The sequence below is a fragment of the Flavobacterium stagni genome, assembly GCF_004122105.1.
Taxonomy (GTDB): domain Bacteria; phylum Bacteroidota; class Bacteroidia; order Flavobacteriales; family Flavobacteriaceae; genus Flavobacterium; species Flavobacterium stagni.
Genome location: NZ_SBKN01000005.1, coordinates 13555 through 30872, shown reverse-complemented (window position 1 = coordinate 30872; position 17318 = coordinate 13555). Strand labels below are relative to the sequence as shown.

At 39.9% G+C, this 17318-nt stretch carries 17 protein-coding genes and 4 tRNA genes; 20 read left to right on the top strand and 1 reads right to left on the bottom strand.

The genetic code is table 11. The features are described 5' to 3' along the window. Positions 1-28: 28 nt before the first annotated feature. Positions 29-1390, top strand: coding sequence for a pyridoxal-phosphate dependent enzyme (locus tag EQG61_RS08950; protein ID WP_129461581.1), 1362 nt, complete (start codon positions 29-31; stop codon positions 1388-1390). A 31-nt stretch (positions 1391-1421) separates the two neighbouring features. Here the strand turns inward: EQG61_RS08950 and EQG61_RS08945 are convergent, their stop codons facing one another. After that, positions 1422-3074 (bottom strand): PNGase F N-terminal domain-containing protein, encoded by a 1653-nt coding sequence (locus EQG61_RS08945; RefSeq protein WP_129461580.1) that lies wholly within the window; start codon positions 3072-3074, stop codon positions 1422-1424. 93 nt (positions 3075-3167) lie between these two features. Between EQG61_RS08945 and EQG61_RS08940 the strand changes: the two genes are divergently transcribed. The 19 genes from EQG61_RS08940 to rpoB all read left to right on the top strand — a co-directional run bounded on the left by EQG61_RS08940 (position 3168) and on the right by rpoB (position 17299). Next, entirely contained in the window at positions 3168-4355 is a 1188-nt protein-coding gene (locus EQG61_RS08940; RefSeq protein ID WP_317127774.1) for a DUF2851 family protein, read from the top strand. Positions 4356-4466: 111 nt separating this feature from the next. Next, a complete protein-coding gene (locus EQG61_RS08935; RefSeq protein WP_129461579.1) occupies positions 4467-4688 on the top strand; it encodes a PspC domain-containing protein in 222 nt (73 codons plus the stop codon). 4 nt (positions 4689-4692) lie between these two features. Then, complete coding sequence (locus tag EQG61_RS08930) at positions 4693-5565, top strand: ComEA family DNA-binding protein (RefSeq protein WP_129461578.1); 873 nt, start codon at positions 4693-4695, stop codon at positions 5563-5565. 27 nt (positions 5566-5592) lie between these two features. After that, positions 5593-6765, top strand: coding sequence for an acyl-CoA dehydrogenase family protein (locus EQG61_RS08925; RefSeq protein WP_129461577.1), 1173 nt, complete (start codon positions 5593-5595; stop codon positions 6763-6765). Between the two features lie 209 nt (positions 6766-6974). Further along, positions 6975-7169 carry a 30S ribosomal protein S21 gene (gene rpsU / locus EQG61_RS08920; RefSeq protein WP_073364309.1) on the top strand — a complete coding sequence of 65 codons (195 nt, stop codon included), beginning with the start codon at positions 6975-6977 and terminating at the stop codon, positions 7167-7169. Positions 7170-7238: 69 nt separating this feature from the next. After that, positions 7239-8132: a tyrosine-type recombinase/integrase gene (locus tag EQG61_RS08915; RefSeq protein ID WP_129461576.1), complete on the top strand. Its 894-nt coding sequence runs from the start codon at positions 7239-7241 to the stop codon at positions 8130-8132. 30 nt (positions 8133-8162) lie between these two features. Beyond that, positions 8163-8465: a ribosome hibernation-promoting factor, HPF/YfiA family gene (hpf, locus tag EQG61_RS08910; RefSeq protein ID WP_129461575.1), complete on the top strand. Its 303-nt coding sequence runs from the start codon at positions 8163-8165 to the stop codon at positions 8463-8465. A 91-nt stretch (positions 8466-8556) separates the two neighbouring features. Continuing rightward, positions 8557-8630, top strand: a tRNA-Thr gene (locus EQG61_RS08905). Between the two features lie 48 nt (positions 8631-8678). Next, positions 8679-8763, top strand: a tRNA-Tyr gene (locus EQG61_RS08900). Positions 8764-8836: 73 nt separating this feature from the next. After that, positions 8837-8908: transfer RNA gene (locus tag EQG61_RS08895), tRNA-Thr, on the top strand. Positions 8909-8963: 55 nt separating this feature from the next. After that, a complete protein-coding gene (gene tuf, locus EQG61_RS08890) occupies positions 8964-10151 on the top strand; it encodes an elongation factor Tu (protein WP_129461574.1) in 1188 nt (395 codons plus the stop codon). A 65-nt stretch (positions 10152-10216) separates the two neighbouring features. After that, positions 10217-10287, top strand: a tRNA-Trp gene (locus EQG61_RS08885). 18 nt (positions 10288-10305) lie between these two features. Beyond that, positions 10306-10500: a preprotein translocase subunit SecE gene (gene secE, locus EQG61_RS08880; protein WP_129461573.1), complete on the top strand. Its 195-nt coding sequence runs from the start codon at positions 10306-10308 to the stop codon at positions 10498-10500. Between the two features lie 13 nt (positions 10501-10513). Beyond that, on the top strand, positions 10514-11065 hold the full coding sequence (gene nusG / locus EQG61_RS08875) for a transcription termination/antitermination protein NusG (RefSeq protein ID WP_129461572.1): 552 nt from the start codon (positions 10514-10516) through the stop codon (positions 11063-11065). 64 nt (positions 11066-11129) lie between these two features. After that, complete coding sequence (rplK, locus tag EQG61_RS08870; RefSeq protein WP_129461571.1) at positions 11130-11573, top strand: 50S ribosomal protein L11; 444 nt, start codon at positions 11130-11132, stop codon at positions 11571-11573. 6 nt (positions 11574-11579) lie between these two features. Then, positions 11580-12269 (top strand): 50S ribosomal protein L1, encoded by a 690-nt coding sequence (gene rplA, locus EQG61_RS08865; protein ID WP_129461570.1) that lies wholly within the window; start codon positions 11580-11582, stop codon positions 12267-12269. Positions 12270-12292: 23 nt separating this feature from the next. Then, entirely contained in the window at positions 12293-12793 is a 501-nt protein-coding gene (gene rplJ, locus EQG61_RS08860) for a 50S ribosomal protein L10 (protein ID WP_129461569.1), read from the top strand. Between the two features lie 54 nt (positions 12794-12847). After that, positions 12848-13219, top strand: a complete 372-nt coding sequence (rplL, locus tag EQG61_RS08855; protein ID WP_073364273.1) for a 50S ribosomal protein L7/L12 — start codon at positions 12848-12850, stop codon at positions 13217-13219. A 267-nt stretch (positions 13220-13486) separates the two neighbouring features. Further along, positions 13487-17299, top strand: coding sequence for a DNA-directed RNA polymerase subunit beta (gene rpoB, locus EQG61_RS08850; protein ID WP_129461568.1), 3813 nt, complete (start codon positions 13487-13489; stop codon positions 17297-17299). Positions 17300-17318: the final 19 nt, after the last annotated feature.

The window sequence follows — 17318 nt, the reverse complement described above, 5'->3', positions numbered from 1 at the left end:
TATCTTTGCTCGCTTAATTTTTTGTACAATGAACTATTCAGAAAATATATTAGGAACCATCGGGAATACACCGCTTGTGAAATTGAACAAAGTGGTGGAAGGGATTGATGCCTTGGTCTTAGCCAAAGTGGAAACCTTCAATCCCGGGAATTCCGTAAAAGATCGTATGGCGCTTAAAATGGTCGAAGACGCCGAAGCCGACGGTCGCTTAAAACCTGGAGGAACAATTATCGAAGGAACTTCAGGCAACACCGGAATGGGATTGGCATTAGCTGCCATCGTCAAAGGGTATAAATTGATTTGTGTCATCTCTGACAAACAATCCAAAGAAAAAATGGACATCCTACGTGCCGTTGGAGCCAAAGTAGTGGTTTGTCCTACCGATGTTGAACCCGATGATCCGCGTTCGTATTATTCGGTTTCGCGTCGCCTTGCCGAAGAAACACCTAACGCTTGGTATGTCAACCAATACGACAACCCCAGCAACGCCATTGCGCATTACGAACAAACCGGTCCAGAGATTTGGGAACAAACCGAAGGGAAAGTAACTCATTTTGTAGTAGGTGTAGGCACTGGCGGAACCATTTCTGGGGTGGCAAAATATTTAAAAGAGAAAAACCCCAACATCAAAGTGTGGGGAATTGACACCTATGGTTCAGTATTTAAAAAATACCACGAAACGGGTATCTTTGATGAAAATGAAATCTATTCGTACATCACCGAAGGTATTGGTGAGGATATTTTACCCAAAAACGTTGATTTCAGTTTGATCGATGGCTTTACCAAAGTGACCGATAAAGATGCAGCGGTCTACACGCGAAAAATTGCCTTGGAAGAAGGAATCTTTGTTGGTAATTCGGCAGGTTCTTGTATCAAAGGATTACATCAGTTGAAAGAACATTTCAAACCTGAAGATGTGGTTGTTGTTTTATTCCACGATTCGGGGAGCCGTTACGTAGGGAAAATGTTCAACGACGATTGGATGCGCGAGCGCGGTTTCTTGGATGAAGAAATCACCAAAGCCGAAGATGTCATCAAAGATCATTTGGATAAACCTTTAGTTACCGTTCGCACCGAAGAGTTGGTTTCGCATGCCATCGATCGTATGCGTAAATATAAAATCTCTCAAATTCCTGTAATTGACACTACTGGATTTGTGGGTTCCGTTGACGAAACCGATTTATTCCGTAGTTATGTAGCCGATAAAGATGTGGCCAACAAACCGATTCGCGAAGTAATGAGTCAGCCGTATCCTATTGTGAATGCTGCGGCACCTATTGAGGAAGTTTCAAAATTATTCTCAAAAGACAATCAAGCGGTATTAGTAGAATTGCCCAACAAGAAATTCCACATTATTACCAAACACGATATTATCGGTTCGATAAAATAAAAACAAAGGCTGTCTTTCCCGACAGCCTTTTTTATTTTCCTAATAACACCCCCGAAACATTCCAAGCGCTAAAGCTGTTGCCTTCGGGTGCGCCTTGTGGGATAATAACTTGTAACGTATGTTTTCCCGCTTTTAAATTGCCTAAATCAATATAGTAGGGATACGTAACCATTCCAGGGCACCAATTGGATCTACTGTAGTCTGAAGAGGAAAGTCCGTTGTTGAAATTCCCAGAAGCCGGATTAAATAAACGGTACGAACCACAATCCTCGCGCCATGGGGTTACTTGAAAGACTTCCTTTCCATCCAAGAGTATCGTATTCTTCTTCGGGACAAATTCGTCCCCATTTTCCCAGCCGCCATGGCCTGTTGTTAGGTAACGCAAACGCGCGGTGGTAAGGTCTTTTTCCAAGGTAAATTCAACCACCAAACCTTTTTCGTGATTGAACAAGGTCCCGTATTCTTGACCCGCCATTTCCATAATGTTCACCGTATTGAATAAAGGTATCACTACACCGTGTCGGTTGGGCGCTTCCTCTTCGGGGTGAATGGTGATATTCATCGAAATTTTATGACCGCCTTTATCATAATTCCCAATAAAAGTACCCACATAAACTTCTTTCCCCGAATAAGCCGAAACCAATTCACTGATGTCTTGGCGGTAAGGAACTTGCGTATGCCACGTTTTGTCTTTCAATTCGATATGATTGTACTTCTGAATGCCAAATGGAGTGAAAAAACGGATCAATTCAATTAGGGGTTGAAACTGATCGGTTGCCACAATGCCTTGGTATTTTTTACCATTGCCGTTTTCATAGATGGGTAAGGTATTCGCACCCTGCTGCAATCCGTCCCAGAACGATTGTTTTTTATCCATAGGAATAATAAAAACTGAGCCGGTTCGGTCATAGGCATCACCGTTTGATTGTTCGACTAAGTCCAAAAACACTTGACTTCCCGTTTTAATTTCAGGAAATTTGATTTTACGAACGGCTATTGTTCCATTCGCGAAACGAAAAATACTGTCGTTAGAGATAGATGTGTCCGAGAAATTTAGAATTTGATCCTTAAAAATCGGAATCGTGGTAAACCGACTTTTCCACAACATATCGCGATAACTCAACAGGTCTAATGGTTTTTGAGCAATATCTAGGGTTATAGGTGATTTACTTTTTTGCTTTTCGATTTTAATAGCCGTGGTATAAAAATTTCCATTGCGACCAATTTCCAGAACCAAACCAAGATTTTGTCCCAAAGTCGAGGGCGAACCTTTCACTCCCAAAGCATCAGTATACCACAATTCCAGTGTATTGGAATTGATGATGGTTTTGGCTTTCTTACACGGATAGCCCAATATGGTTTTGGTTTCGGGAAGCAGTTCAAAAGTTTGTTTGGCTAAGGCAATACTATCAACTGTAAGCGCCGTACGTTTTTCGCCCAAATACCCTTTTTGATAGATTTTTTGTTGGGTATGATTGACCCAAGTTTCTTCAAATGGAAATGCCGCTTTACGGTCTAGAATGGAGGCCGTCGTAATTAACGTGGCATTTTTATCGGTGAAAACAAGAGTCAAATCTTGGGGTTCGATGACTTTTCCGTTTGAGGCTTTTTGGTAAGTGATTTTATACGATTGGGCCGTAGCCAATTGCAGCGCGATCAAACAGAAGAATGTTATTTTTTGCATGGATATCCTTTTTTACAAAGATAAAAATTGGTTTTGCATGTGGAATTTTTTTAACTTCGTGGTTTCGAGACCATTTAGATTTTTATACGCCTTATGAAAGAAGATTTTTTGCACCACGTGTGGCGCTTCAAGCGTTTTGACGTTACACAATTATATACAACTTCGGGAGATTCTATCCAATTACTTCGAACGGGAGACTATTTACAAACCGAAGGCCCCGATTTTTTTAATGCCCAACTCATCATTGGTTCCCAAAAATGGGCCGGAATGGTTGAAATCCATTTGAAGTCTTCGGATTGGTATGCCCACCACCATGAACAAGATCCCAATTATGAAAATGTCATCCTACATGTGGTTTGGGAACATGACATGCCTGTATACCGAAAGAACAATACCGAGTTGCCTGTTTTGGAATTAAAGAATCGGGTCGAAGAAGGATTGCTCAACAACTATCTCGAATTGATGCAACGCAAAGAATGGATTTCCTGTGAGCGTGAATTGTCATTTATTCCTCAGTTTGTTTTACAAAATTGGCTGGAGCGGTTGTATTTTGAGCGATTAGCACGAAAATCAGAACCTATTTTGAAATTGTTGGAGGAGTATCAAAACGATTGGGAGTCGGTTTTGTTTGTGTTGCTCGCCAAGAATTTCGGATTGAACACCAATGGCGAAGCGTTTGCGCAAGTGGCACAATCCATTCAGTTTTCAGTTGTAAGAAAAGAAGCCTTAGAAGTGCATTATTTGGAAGCCTTACTATTTGGACAATCTGGTTTGTTTCCCAATGAGCCCTTGGATGTGTACGCTCAAGAGTTGGTCGATTGGTATGCTTTTTTGCAACTCAAATACCGTTTGGAGAAACCGCAGGTGAATGTGCGTTTTTTCAAATTACGACCGGATAATTTTCCAACAATTCGATTAGCGCAATTGGCCATGGTTTACCACAAACGCAGGCATTTGTTTCAATCGGTATTGGAGAGAAATAGTTTGGAATCGTTGCTTGACTTGTTTCAAGTTGGCGTGAGTACCTATTGGGAAACGCATTACAACTTTGATAAACCTTCACAGAAAAAGAAGAAACAATTGTCGGAATCGTTTATTCATTTATTACTCATCAACACTTTACTTCCTTTAAAGTTCGCTTATGCGCAACAAATGGGCAAGTTTGAGGCAGAAGCGCAATTGCTCTTGTTACAACATATTCCTCCAGAGAAAATAGCGTGCTGGAAAAATTCAATCAATACGGAATTCAGGCAACAAATGCCCAACAATCACAAGCGTTAATCGAATTGAAAAAACAGTATTGTGATGCGAAGAAATGCCTGAATTGTGCGATTGGAATCGAGTTGTTAAAAAGAAATACGTAATTTTGAAAACAGAAAATTGAACAACCTGATGATAACGGATCTACGTCACTTTTTTGAACGACATGGTTTTTATGTTTGCTCCCGCTTAGCGGATAAGTTGGGCATGCGCGCTACCAATGTTCGTTTGTTCTTCATCTACATTTCCTTCGTGACGGCAGGATTAGGTTTTGGATTGTACCTAACCATGGCTTTTATCTTAAAATTAAAAGACTTGGTGCGCGGGAAACGATCTTCAGTTTTCGACTTATAATACCATGAACTTTATTTTTATACGCCAATTTACCCATTATACAAAAAGTCAACGCCTCGGAATTTTAAGCTTACTTATTACCATTTTTATCTTGCAAGGAATATACTTTTCGGGTGTATTAGAGCCCGAACTCGAACCTGTTCCCCGACATATCCAACAATGGTTAGCGGATACCCAGGATAAGGATACGGTAGTAAAACAATATAAAAAACCACCGATTTATCCTTTTAATCCCAACTTTTTAACCGATTATAAAGCCTACAAATGGGGAATGTCAACCCAAGAATACCAACGTTTGGTCGATTTTCGAAAGCAAAATAAGTATGTGAATTCCGCGCAAGAATTCCAAACCGTTACACAAGTGCCCGATGCTGTTTTAAACAAAATGAAAGTGTATTTTAAGTTTCCAGCGTGGGTAAATGCAAAATCGAAACAGGAAAAGTTTATTTTCAATCAAAAGACTTTTGCAGAAAAAAAGATGGTCCCCAAAGACATCAATGCGGCTACTGATGAGGATTTTGTTGCGATTCGCGGAATCGGTGAGGTGCTGGCAGAACGAATTTTGAAGTACCGAAGTTCGCTAGGCGCTTTTGTCTCCATGGAACAGTTGGATGAAGTTTATGGGTTGAAACCCGAAGTGATCACGGAGCTCAACGAGCATTTTACCCTTTTAAAATACCCTGATGTGGTCAAAATAAAGATTAACGAGGCGACAATCAAAGAGTTAGGTCAGTTTCCGTATTTCCGGTATCCTGTGTCCCGAAATATTGTGGCGTATCGCAGTATGAATGGGGATTTAACTATTGAGGAATTAACAAATGTCAAGGGAATAAATTTGGAAAAATTAAAAATTATTGCGCTATATTTGGAATTCTAAAAAAAGACACTAAAAAAACGGATAAAAATGAGTTCAGTATACTTTACAGAAGAACACGAATTGTTTCGCGCAAGTTTTAAAGATTTTTTGCAGAAAGAAGTAGTGCCTCATATTGAAAAATGGGAAAAGACCGGCACCATTGAGCGCTTCATCTGGAAAAAATTTGGAGAAATGGGCTTTTTCGGATTGCGTTATCCAGAAGCGTATGGGGGGATGAATTTGGATTTGTTTTACACCGTAGTTTTTTTAGAAGAATTACAAAAAATCCATTCTTCAGGATTTGCGGCAGCGATGTGGGCCCATGCTTACTTGGCCATGACGCATTTGAATGCGGAAGGAAGTGAGCGCATTAAACAAGATTATTTAGCGCCGAGTATTACGGGGGATAAAATTGGTGCTTTGTGTATTACTGAACCTTTTGGAGGTAGTGATGTAGCAGGTATGAAAACAACCGCTGTAAAAAAAGGCGACAAGTATATCATCAACGGTTCGAAAACGTTCATTACAAATGGGGTGTATGCCGACTATTATGTAGTGGCCGCCAAAACAAGTCCGGAGCAAGGAAACAAAGGAATCAGTATCTTTTTGATGGATACGAATTTACCAGGCGTTTCTGCTACTAAATTGGATAAATTGGGTTGGCGTGCATCGGATACGGCAGAGATTGCCTTTGATAATGTAGAAATTCCGGCTGAAAATTTAATGGGTGAGGAAGGCAAAGGTTTTCCTTACATCATGCAGCACTTTGCTTTGGAGCGACTGGTGATGGCGATTAATGCCCATGCCCGTGCAGAATATGCTTTGGATTACACTATAGATTATATGTCCAAGCGCGAAGCTTTTGGTACCACCATAAACAAATTCCAAGCCTTACGTCATACGTTAGTAAATCACGCGACGGATGTGGAGCATTGTAAAATTTTCAACTATGCGGCTACGGCGCGTTTGAATCAGGGCGAATATGTGGTGAAAGAAGCTACAATGGCCAAATTGAAATCGACTAAAGTAGCTGACGAAACAATCTACAGTTGTTTGCAAATGTTAGGTGGATATGGGTATATGGAAGAATATCCGTTAGCTCGATTATTACGTGACAGTCGTTTGGGTCCGATTGGTGGTGGAACTTCGGAGATCTTGCGTGAGATTTTGTCGAAGATGATTATTGATCAGAAAGATTACCAGCCGGCGGTAAAGGAATAAGATAGGAGCAGGGATTGCGTGAGGGGTGGAAGCGGAAAGCCCGGCTGCGAAGCAACGGACTTGCAGCGGACGACCCGACCCCGACAGGGAACTGGAGAGGTGCAAAAACGCGATTCGGGGGCACGCCCAAAAAAAAGTAAAAATTATAATTTATAATTCAAAATAATGTTTACCTTTGCGCCCACTAAATGAAGGGAGGTGTCCTGCTTATGTTAATTATACCTATTAAAGACGGAGAAAACATTGATAGAGCTTTAAAGCGCTACAAGAGAAAATTTGATAAAACCGGAACTGTACGTCAGTTGAGAGCGCGTCAAGCGTTTACGAAGCCATCCGTGGTTCGTCGTGCACAAATCCAGAAAGCTCAGTATATCCAAGGATTACGTGATGCAATGGAAGGATAGTCAATAGTTCCTATCAAAAATATAACTGCTGTACTGAAGTTTTCATAACTTTGTTACAGCAGTTTTTTTATGGATAATTTGAACGCATTTCGGGAGTATTTGGCGCTGGAGAAAAAGTATTCGGCGCATACGGTGATGGCCTATGAAAATGATTTGCTGTTTTTTCGGCAGTATTTAGTAGGGGCGTTTGCTACTGATCAACTCGAAACGGCGCAATATCCTATGATTCGGAGTTGGATTGTGAGTTTGGTCGATGATGGTATTTCGACCACGACCATTAACCGAAAAATTTCTTCTTTAAAAGCCTTTTACAAATTCTTATTAAAAACGGGGCAATTGGAGGTGAGTCCGCTCCTAAAACACAAAGCCTTAAAAACCCCAAAAAAAGTACAGATTCCTTTTTCTGAAAACGAATTGGATTTGGTCTTGAATCAGCTGCGTTATCCCGACGGATTTGAAGGAGTGCGGGACAAGTTGATTATTGATTTGTTTTATACTACGGGCATTCGTCGTGCGGAATTGATTGGGTTGCAAGTGAAAAATGTGGATTTAGGAAGTGGTGTGATTAAGGTGTTGGGGAAAAGAAATAAGGAGCGAATTATTCCGCTATTGCCCATTATCGTTAAAGAAATTGAAGTGTATTTAAAGGAACGTGCTGACTTAGAAGTGATTGTTGATGAGGGGTATTTCTTTTTGATGTTAAAAGGCGTTAAATTGAATGAATCGTTTGTGTATCGATTGATAAATTCGTACTTTAGTAATGTCTCCGAGAAGGTAAAAAAGAGTCCGCATGTGTTGCGACATACGTTTGCGACTCATTTACTGAACAAGGGGGCGGATTTAAATTCAGTAAAAGAGCTGTTAGGACATTCCAGTTTGGCGTCGACGCAAGTGTACACGCACAATAGTTTGGCAGAATTGCAAAAGGTGCATGGCACTGCGCATCCCCGTAACCGGAAGTAGCTCGCAAGTGTAACCTTAAAAATTAGAAGTATGAAGGTAAATGTAAATGCTGTAAACTTTTCAGTAGATCGTAAGTTGGTTGATTTCATTCAGGTTCGTTTGGATAAATTGGAAAAGTTTTTTGACAAGATTGTTGCTGCCGATGTGTTTTTGAAAGTAGATAATACGAGTGAGAAAGAGAATAAGTGTGTGGAGGTAAAAATACATGTGCCGGGAGATGATTTTGTAGTAAAAAAACAGTGTAAAACTTTTGAGGAAGCGGCGGAGTTAGCAGCTGAATCACTTGAGCGATTATTAGTTAAACGGAAAGAGAAAATCCGTTCCCATATTTGATGAAATTTTTTTCAAAAAAATATTTTGATAGAAAAATAAATTCCCTACATTTGCAGTCCGTTAGAAATAGCGGACTTTTTTATTGAATATTGCCGGTGTAGCTCAGCTGGCTAGAGCAGCTGATTTGTAATCAGCAGGTCGTGGGTTCGAGTCCCTCCATCGGCTCTTTGAAATACTGAAAATACTGTTTTGGCTTCGGCTAAAACTTGGCTAGGGGAGATACTCAAGCGGCCAACGAGGGCAGACTGTAAATCTGCTGGTTACACCTTCGCAGGTTCGAATCCTGCTCTCCCCACCATTAAAAGTTTAAAAGTTTCAAGTTTCAAGTTTTAAAACCTGAAACTTCAAACCTGAAACAAAAAAACTTTACCGCCGGTGTAGCTCAGGGGTAGAGTGCTTCCTTGGTAAGGAAGAGGTCACGGGTTCAAATCCCGTCATTGGCTCAAATTTGAATTATTTGAACACTAATAAATATAACTAAGTTAAAAATTAATTAAAATGGCAAAAGAAAATTTTAGTCGTACCAAGCCACACCTTAATATTGGTACGATTGGTCACGTTGACCACGGTAAAACTACATTGACTGCTGCAATTACAAAAGTATTGTCTGATGCTGGTTATTGTCAAGCGAAATCATTTGATCAAATTGATAACGCTCCTGAAGAAAAAGAAAGAGGTATTACTATTAATACTTCTCACGTAGAATATGAAACTGCTAACCGTCACTACGCTCACGTTGACTGTCCAGGTCACGCGGATTACGTTAAGAACATGGTTACAGGTGCTGCGCAAATGGACGGTGCTATCTTAGTAGTTGCTGCTACAGATGGTCCAATGCCACAAACTCGTGAGCACATCTTATTAGGACGTCAAGTAGGTATTCCAAGAATCGTTGTTTTCATGAACAAAGTGGACATGGTTGACGATCCAGAATTGTTGGAATTAGTAGAAATGGAAATCCGTGATTTATTATCATTCTATGAGTATGATGGAGATAACGGACCAGTTGTTCAAGGTTCTGCTTTAGGTGGATTGAACAATGATCCAAACTGGGTTCCTAAAATCATCGAATTAATGGAAGCTGTTGATGCTTGGATTGAAGAGCCTGAGCGTGATGTTAACAAACCATTCTTGATGCCAGTTGAGGACGTATTTACAATTACAGGTCGTGGAACTGTTGCTACAGGTCGTATCGAAACTGGTGTTGCAAATACAGGTGATCCAGTTGAAATCATCGGTATGGGTGCTGACAAATTGACTTCTACAATTACAGGGGTTGAGATGTTCCGTAAAATCTTAGACCGTGGAGAAGCTGGAGATAACGTAGGTTTATTGTTGAGAGGTATTGACAAAGCTGATATCCGTCGTGGTATGGTTATTTGTAAGCCAGGATCAGTTAAGCCACACGCTAAATTCAAAGCTGAGGTTTATATCTTGAAAAAAGAAGAAGGTGGACGTCACACTCCATTCCACAACAACTACCGTCCACAGTTCTACGTACGTACAACTGACGTAACAGGTACTATTTCTTTACCTGCAGGAGTTGAGATGGTTATGCCTGGTGACAACTTAACAATCACTGTTGATTTGTTAAGCCCAATCGCTCTTAACGTAGGTTTACGTTTCGCTATCCGTGAGGGTGGTCGTACAGTAGGAGCTGGTCAGGTAACTGAAATCTTAGACTAATTCTTAAGAATTAAATAAAATAACCAGCAGAGTGTCTGTTAGATAACTCTGCTGGTTTTTAATAAACGGGTGTAGTTCAAGGGTAGAATAGCGGTCTCCAAAACCGTTGATGGGGGTTCGAATCCCTCCACCCGTGCAAAAAAGATACAATACGATGAAAGTATTCCAATATTTTTCAGAGTCTTTTGAAGAATTGAAATCAAATGTAACTTGGCCAGAATGGGCAGAAGTACAAAAGTTAACTATTGTGGTGGCTTTGTTTTCTGTAATCTGTGCTTTAGCAACTTGGGGTGTGGACGAATTATGTTCGAAAGCAATCACTGGTTTTTTCAATTTAATTAAAGGATAATCTCTACAGTACAATGGCTGATACAAGTGTGAAAAAATGGTATGTGGTACGTGCCGTAAGCGGTCAGGAAAATAAAGTTAAAAACTATATTGAAACTGAAATTAACCGTTTAGGTATGGCAGATTATATCTCGCAAGTTCTAGTGCCAACTGAAAAAGTGGTTCAAGTTCGTGACGGGAAAAAGATAGCTAAGGATCGTGTTTACTTTCCAGGTTATGTAATGATCGAAGCCAACCTTACCGGTGAAATTCCACACATTATTAAATCCATTACCGGTGTTATCGGTTTCTTGGGCGAAGTAAAAGGAGGCGATCCTGTGCCACTTCGTTTATCAGAAGTGAACCGTATGCTTGGTAAAGTGGATGAATTGGCTGTTAATGTTGATACACAATCGATTCCTTACAAATTGGGTGAAACAGTCAAAGTAATTGACGGTCCATTCAATGGTTTTAACGGAACGATTGAAAAAATCAACGAAGAGAAGCGTAAACTTGAGGTAATGGTGAAAATTTTCGGAAGAAAGACGCCATTGGAATTAAGTTTTATGCAAGTTGAAAAAGTATAATCACAATTAATTATAATCCTACATCTACGCTTCCAACTGTTAGATGTGCTAAATTTTGTAAAAAATGGCAAAAGAAATTAGTAAAGTAGTTAAACTACAAGTTAAGGGAGGTGCTGCGAATCCTTCGCCACCGGTTGGACCTGCTTTGGGAGCTGCTGGGGTTAACATCATGGAGTTCTGTAAGCAATTTAATGCGAGAACACAAGATCAACCCGGCAAAGTATTACCAGTTCAAATTACAGTCTACAAAGACAAGTCGTTTGATTTTGTTGTAAAAACTCCTCCTGCTGCGGTTCAATTAATGGATGCTGCAAAAATCAAATCCGGTTCAGGTCAACCTAACCGTAAAAAAGTGGCTAATGTTTCTTGGGATCAAATCAAAACGATCGCTGAAGACAAAATGCCTGATTTGAATTCATTCACTATGGAATCAGCTATGAGTATGATTGCCGGTACTGCTCGTTCAATGGGTATTACCGTAACCGGAGATTCTCCGCTAAAAAAATAATGAGTTATGGCAAAATTGACGAAAAAACAAAAAGAAGCTGCATCAAAAATTGAAAAGAATAAATTGTATTCTTTGAAAGATGCTTCTGCTTTATTAAAGCAAGTTTCTTATGCAAAATTTGATGAGTCAGTTGATATTGCTGTTCGTTTAGGAGTTGATCCAAGAAAAGCAAATCAAATGGTTCGTGGTGTGGTAACTTTACCTCACGGTACTGGTAAAGACGTTCGCGTATTAGCGCTTGTTACTCCAGATAAAGAAGCGGAAGCTAAAGCTGCGGGTGCTGACCACGTAGGTTTAGATGACTATCTACAAAAAATCAAAGACGGTTGGACGGATGTTGATGTAATCATCACTATGCCAGCAGTTATGGGTAAATTAGGTCCATTAGGTCGTATTTTAGGTCCTCGTGGTTTAATGCCTAACCCAAAAACAGGAACAGTTACTATGGAAGTAGGTAAAGCTGTTCAAGAAGTGAAAGCTGGTAAAATCGACTTTAAAGTAGACAAAACTGGTATCGTTCACGCTGGAATCGGAAAAGTATCTTTCGATGCTGACAAGATTGTAGATAATGCTCACGAAATTATTCAAACATTAATCAAATTAAAACCAACTGCAGCTAAAGGTACTTACATCAAGTCTATCCACTTGTCAAGTACAATGAGTCCTGCTATTGCTTTAGATCCTAAAGCAGTATAATTGGGTAGTTAAAAAGTTTTATTATGACTAGAGAAGAAAAATCAATCGCGATAAAAGACTTAACTGCAAAATTAGCAGAGGCGAACATCCTTTACATTGCAGATACGTCAGGTTTAGATGCTGAAACGACATCTAACTTACGCAGAGCTTGTTTCAAAGCAGGTATTAAATTAGAAGTGGTAAAAAACACGTTGTTGGAAAAAGCTATGGAAGCTTCTGAAAACGAGTACGGTGAATTACCAACTATCCTTAAAGGAAACTCTTCTATCTTAATTGCTACTGTTGCGAACCAACCTGCAAAAATCATCAAAGATTTCCGTAAAAAGTCGGATAAGCCACTTTTAAAAGGTGCTTATATCAACCAAGAAATCTACATCGGTGATAACCAGTTAGATTCATTAGCAGCGTTAAAATCGAAAGAAGAAGTTATTGGAGAAATCATCGGATTACTTCAATCTCCTGCAAAACGCGTACTTTCTGCTTTGTTAAACAACGCAGAGCAAAAAGGCGAAGCAGCAGAATAATTGAACGCACTTAATAAATAAAATAAATTTAAAAACATTTTAAAGATAGAAAAAATGGCAGATTTGAAACAATTCGCAGAACAATTGGTTAACTTAACTGTAAAAGAAGTTAACGATTTAGCTACAATATTAAAAGAAGAGTACGGTATCGAGCCTGCTGCTGCTGCAGTAGTAGTTGCTGCTGGTGGTGGTGATGCTGGTGCTGCTGAAGAACAAACTGAGTTCACAGTAGTATTGAAAGATGCTGGTGCTTCTAAATTAGCTGTTGTAAAAGCGGTTAAAGAATTAACAGGTTTAGGTCTTAAAGAAGCTAAAGATATCGTAGACGGAGCTCCTTCTAACATTAAAGAAGCAGTTTCTAAAGCAGAAGCTGAAGGCTTGAAAAAAGCACTTGAAGAAGCTGGAGCTGTAGTAGAATTGAAATAATTCTTCTCCGGTTAAAGAATAAGGTTTAGGTCTAGAGTCGTTACTCGAAGACCTAAACCATTTTTCGTATAATAAAATTATCAATTTTTAAAGGATCATTTTTTCCTTTAAAACCATAAAAAAAGATAGCCGAAACGAAGAAAAAAACAGACTGTTTTCCTGGTTTGTTTTTAAAGATGTGACGGTTATTTCACCCAAGGAAAGTAACAAAACAACGTGTTAAACACAAAAAAGTACTTTTTTTAAAAATCAAAATTTTGTCCATTGATGATAACTAATCAGACTGAAAGATTGAATTTTGCCTCGACGAAGAACATTCCACAGTATCCCGATTTCTTGGATGTTCAAATCAAGTCGTTTAAAGATTTCTTCCAATTGGAAACGAAATCAGACGAAAGAGGTAACGAAGGGTTGTACAATACCTTCATGGAAAACTTCCCAATCACTGATACCAGAAATCAATTCGTGTTGGAATTCCTCGATTATTTCGTAGATCCACCACGTTACACCATTCAAGAGTGTATCGAAAGAGGGTTGACGTATAGCGTTCCTCTTAAAGCTCGTTTAAAATTATACTGTACCGATCCGGAACACGAAGATTTCGAAACCATCGTACAGGATGTGTATTTAGGAACTATTCCTTACATGACGCCAAGCGGTACATTCGTGATTAATGGCGCAGAACGTGTGGTAGTTTCTCAATTACATCGTTCGCCAGGGGTGTTCTTTGGACAGTCGTTCCACGCCAACGGAACTAAATTATACTCTGCGCGTGTCATTCCATTCAAAGGTTCTTGGATTGAATTTGCTACCGATATCAATAACGTGATGTATGCGTACATCGACCGTAAGAAAAAATTACCGGTAACCACTTTATTCCGTGCGATTGGATTTGAACGCGATAAAGATATCTTAGAAATCTTCGACCTTGCTGAAGAAATCAAAGTATCTAAAACCGGATTAAAAAAATACGCTGGTCGTAAATTAGCAGCTCGTGTTTTGAACACATGGCACGAAGACTTCGTAGATGAAGATACCGGTGAAGTAGTGTCTATTGAACGTAACGAAATTATCTTGGATCGTGATACGATTTTAGATAAAGACAATATTGAAGAAATCATCGATGCGAATGTAAAATCGATCTTACTTCATAAAGAGGATAACAACCAAGCGGATTACGCCATTATCCACAATACGTTACAAAAAGACCCAACCAACTCTGAAAAAGAAGCTGTTGAGCATATCTACCGTCAGTTGCGTAATGCAGAACCACCTGATGAGGAAACGGCTCGTGGTATTATCGATAAATTGTTCTTCTCGGATCAACGCTACAACTTAGGAGAAGTAGGTCGTTACCGTATGAACAAAAAATTAAACTTGGATATCCCAATGGAAAAGCAAGTGCTTACCAAAGAGGATATCATCACCATTGTGAAATATTTGATCGAATTGATCAACTCTAAAGCAGAGATTGATGATATCGACCACTTGTCAAACCGTCGTGTTCGTACGGTTGGTGAGCAACTTTCACAACAATTCGGTGTAGGTCTTGCGCGCATGGCGAGAACAATTCGTGAGCGTATGAATGTACGTGATAACGAGGTGTTCACACCTATCGACTTGATCAACGCGAAAACTTTATCTTCTGTAATCAACTCGTTCTTTGGAACCAACCAGTTATCGCAGTTCATGGATCAAACCAATCCATTAGCTGAGATTACACACAAACGTCGTCTTTCTGCATTAGGGCCTGGAGGTCTTTCTAGAGAGCGCGCTGGTTTCGAGGTTCGTGACGTTCACTATACGCACTACGGTCGTTTGTGTCCGATTGAAACCCCTGAGGGACCTAACATTGGTTTGATTTCTTCATTAGGAGTTTTCGCCAAAGTAAACGGAATGGGATTCATTGAAACACCTTACCGTAAAGTTGTCAATGGTAAAGTAGATTTAGTTTCTGAACCTATTTACTTAAGCGCTGAAGAAGAAGAAGGTAAAATGATTGCGCAAGCAAACATTGAGATGGATGGTCAAGGTACAATTACAGCTGAAAAAGTTATTGCACGTGAGGAAGGTGACTTCCCAGTAGTTGAACCAACAGTTGTACATTATACCGACGTTGCACCAAACCAAATTGCCTCGATTTCGGCTTCGTTAATTCCTTTCTTGGAACACGATGACGCGAACCGTGCGTTGATGGGATCAAACATGATGCGTCAGGCCGTACCACTTTTACGTCCTGAATCTCCAATTGTAGGTACAGGTTTAGAGCGTCAAGTGGCTTCAGATTCTCGTGTATTGATTAATGCAGAAGGAAACGGAGTGGTTGAATACGTAGACGCGGATAAAGTAACCATCAAATACGACCGTACCGACGAAGAGCGTATGGTAAGTTTTGATACTGACGAGAAAACGTATCAATTGATTAAATTTAGAAAAACGAACCAAAGTACTTGTATCAACTTGAAACCAATCGTTCGTAAAGGCGATCGCGTAGTAAAAGGACAAGTGCTGTGTGAAGGATATGCAACGCAAGCCGGTGAATTGGCAATCGGGCGTAACTTGAAAGTAGCGTTCATGCCATGGAAAGGATACAACTTCGAGGATGCGATTGTAATCTCTGAAAAAGTAGTTCGTGACGATATCTTTACGTCTATCCATATCGATGATTATTCGTTGGAAGTTCGTGATACCAAATTAGGTAACGAAGAATTAACGAATGATATTCCAAACGTTTCTGAAGAAGCGACAAAAGATTTGGACGAAAACGGTATGATCCGTATCGGTGCTGAAGTAAAACCGGGTGATATCTTAATTGGTAAGATTACACCAAAAGGAGAATCTGATCCAACACCAGAAGAAAAATTACTTCGTGCGATCTTCGGTGATAAAGCCGGTGATGTGAAAGATGCGTCGTTAAAAGCTTCACCTTCATTAAGCGGTGTAGTTTTAGACAAAAAATTATTCGCTCGTGCGGTGAAAGATAAACGTAAGCGTACGAAAGATAAAGACGATTTGACAGCATTAGAAATGGAATTCGAAGTGCGTTTTGTTGAATTGAAAGATAAATTGGTTGAGAAATTATTCGCTATCGTTGATGGAAAAACATCACAAGGGGTAATGAATGATTTGGGTGAAGAAGTATTGCCAAAAGGTAAAAAATATACCAAGAAAATGCTTCAAGCTGTGGAAGATTTTGCACACTTAACCAAAGGGCAGTGGGTTGCGGATGATGAAACAAACCGTTTGGTTAATGATTTAATCCACAACTACAAAATCAAATTAAACGATCTTCAAGGAGCGTTACGTCGTGAGAAGTTTACCATCACAGTGGGTGACGAGTTACCAGCAGGTATCTTGAAATTAGCTAAGGTATACATTGCGAAGAAACGTAAATTGAAAGTGGGAGATAAAATGGCAGGTCGCCACGGTAACAAAGGTATCGTAGCGCGTATCGTTCGCCAAGAAGATATGCCATTCTTAGAAGATGGAACACCAGTGGATATCGTATTGAACCCACTTGGGGTACCTTCGCGTATGAACATCGGGCAGATTTATGAAACCGTATTGGGTTGGGCTGGATTAAAATTAGGGAAGAAATTTGCTACCCCAATTTTCGACGGTGCAACGTTAGACCAAATTAATGCATTAACGGATGAAGCGGGTATTCCACGTTTCGGTCATACCTATTTGTATGATGGAGGAACTGGAGAGCGTTTCCACCAACCGGCTACGGTAGGGGTTATCTACATGCTGAAATTAGGTCACATGGTGGATGATAAAATGCACGCACGTTCAATCGGTCCATACTCGTTAATTACGCAACAACCTCTTGGAGGTAAGGCCCAATTCGGAGGTCAGCGTTTTGGAGAGATGGAGGTTTGGGCACTTGAAGCCTACGGTGCATCAAGTACCTTACGTGAAATCTTGACGGTTAAATCGGATGACGTAATCGGTAGAGCTAAAACTTACGAAGCTATCGTTAAGGGTGAAGCAATGCCAGAACCAGGATTACCAGAATCATTCAATGTATTAATGCATGAATTGAAAGGTCTTGGATTAGATATCCGATTAGAAGAATAATATCAGTACCGGAAGGCCG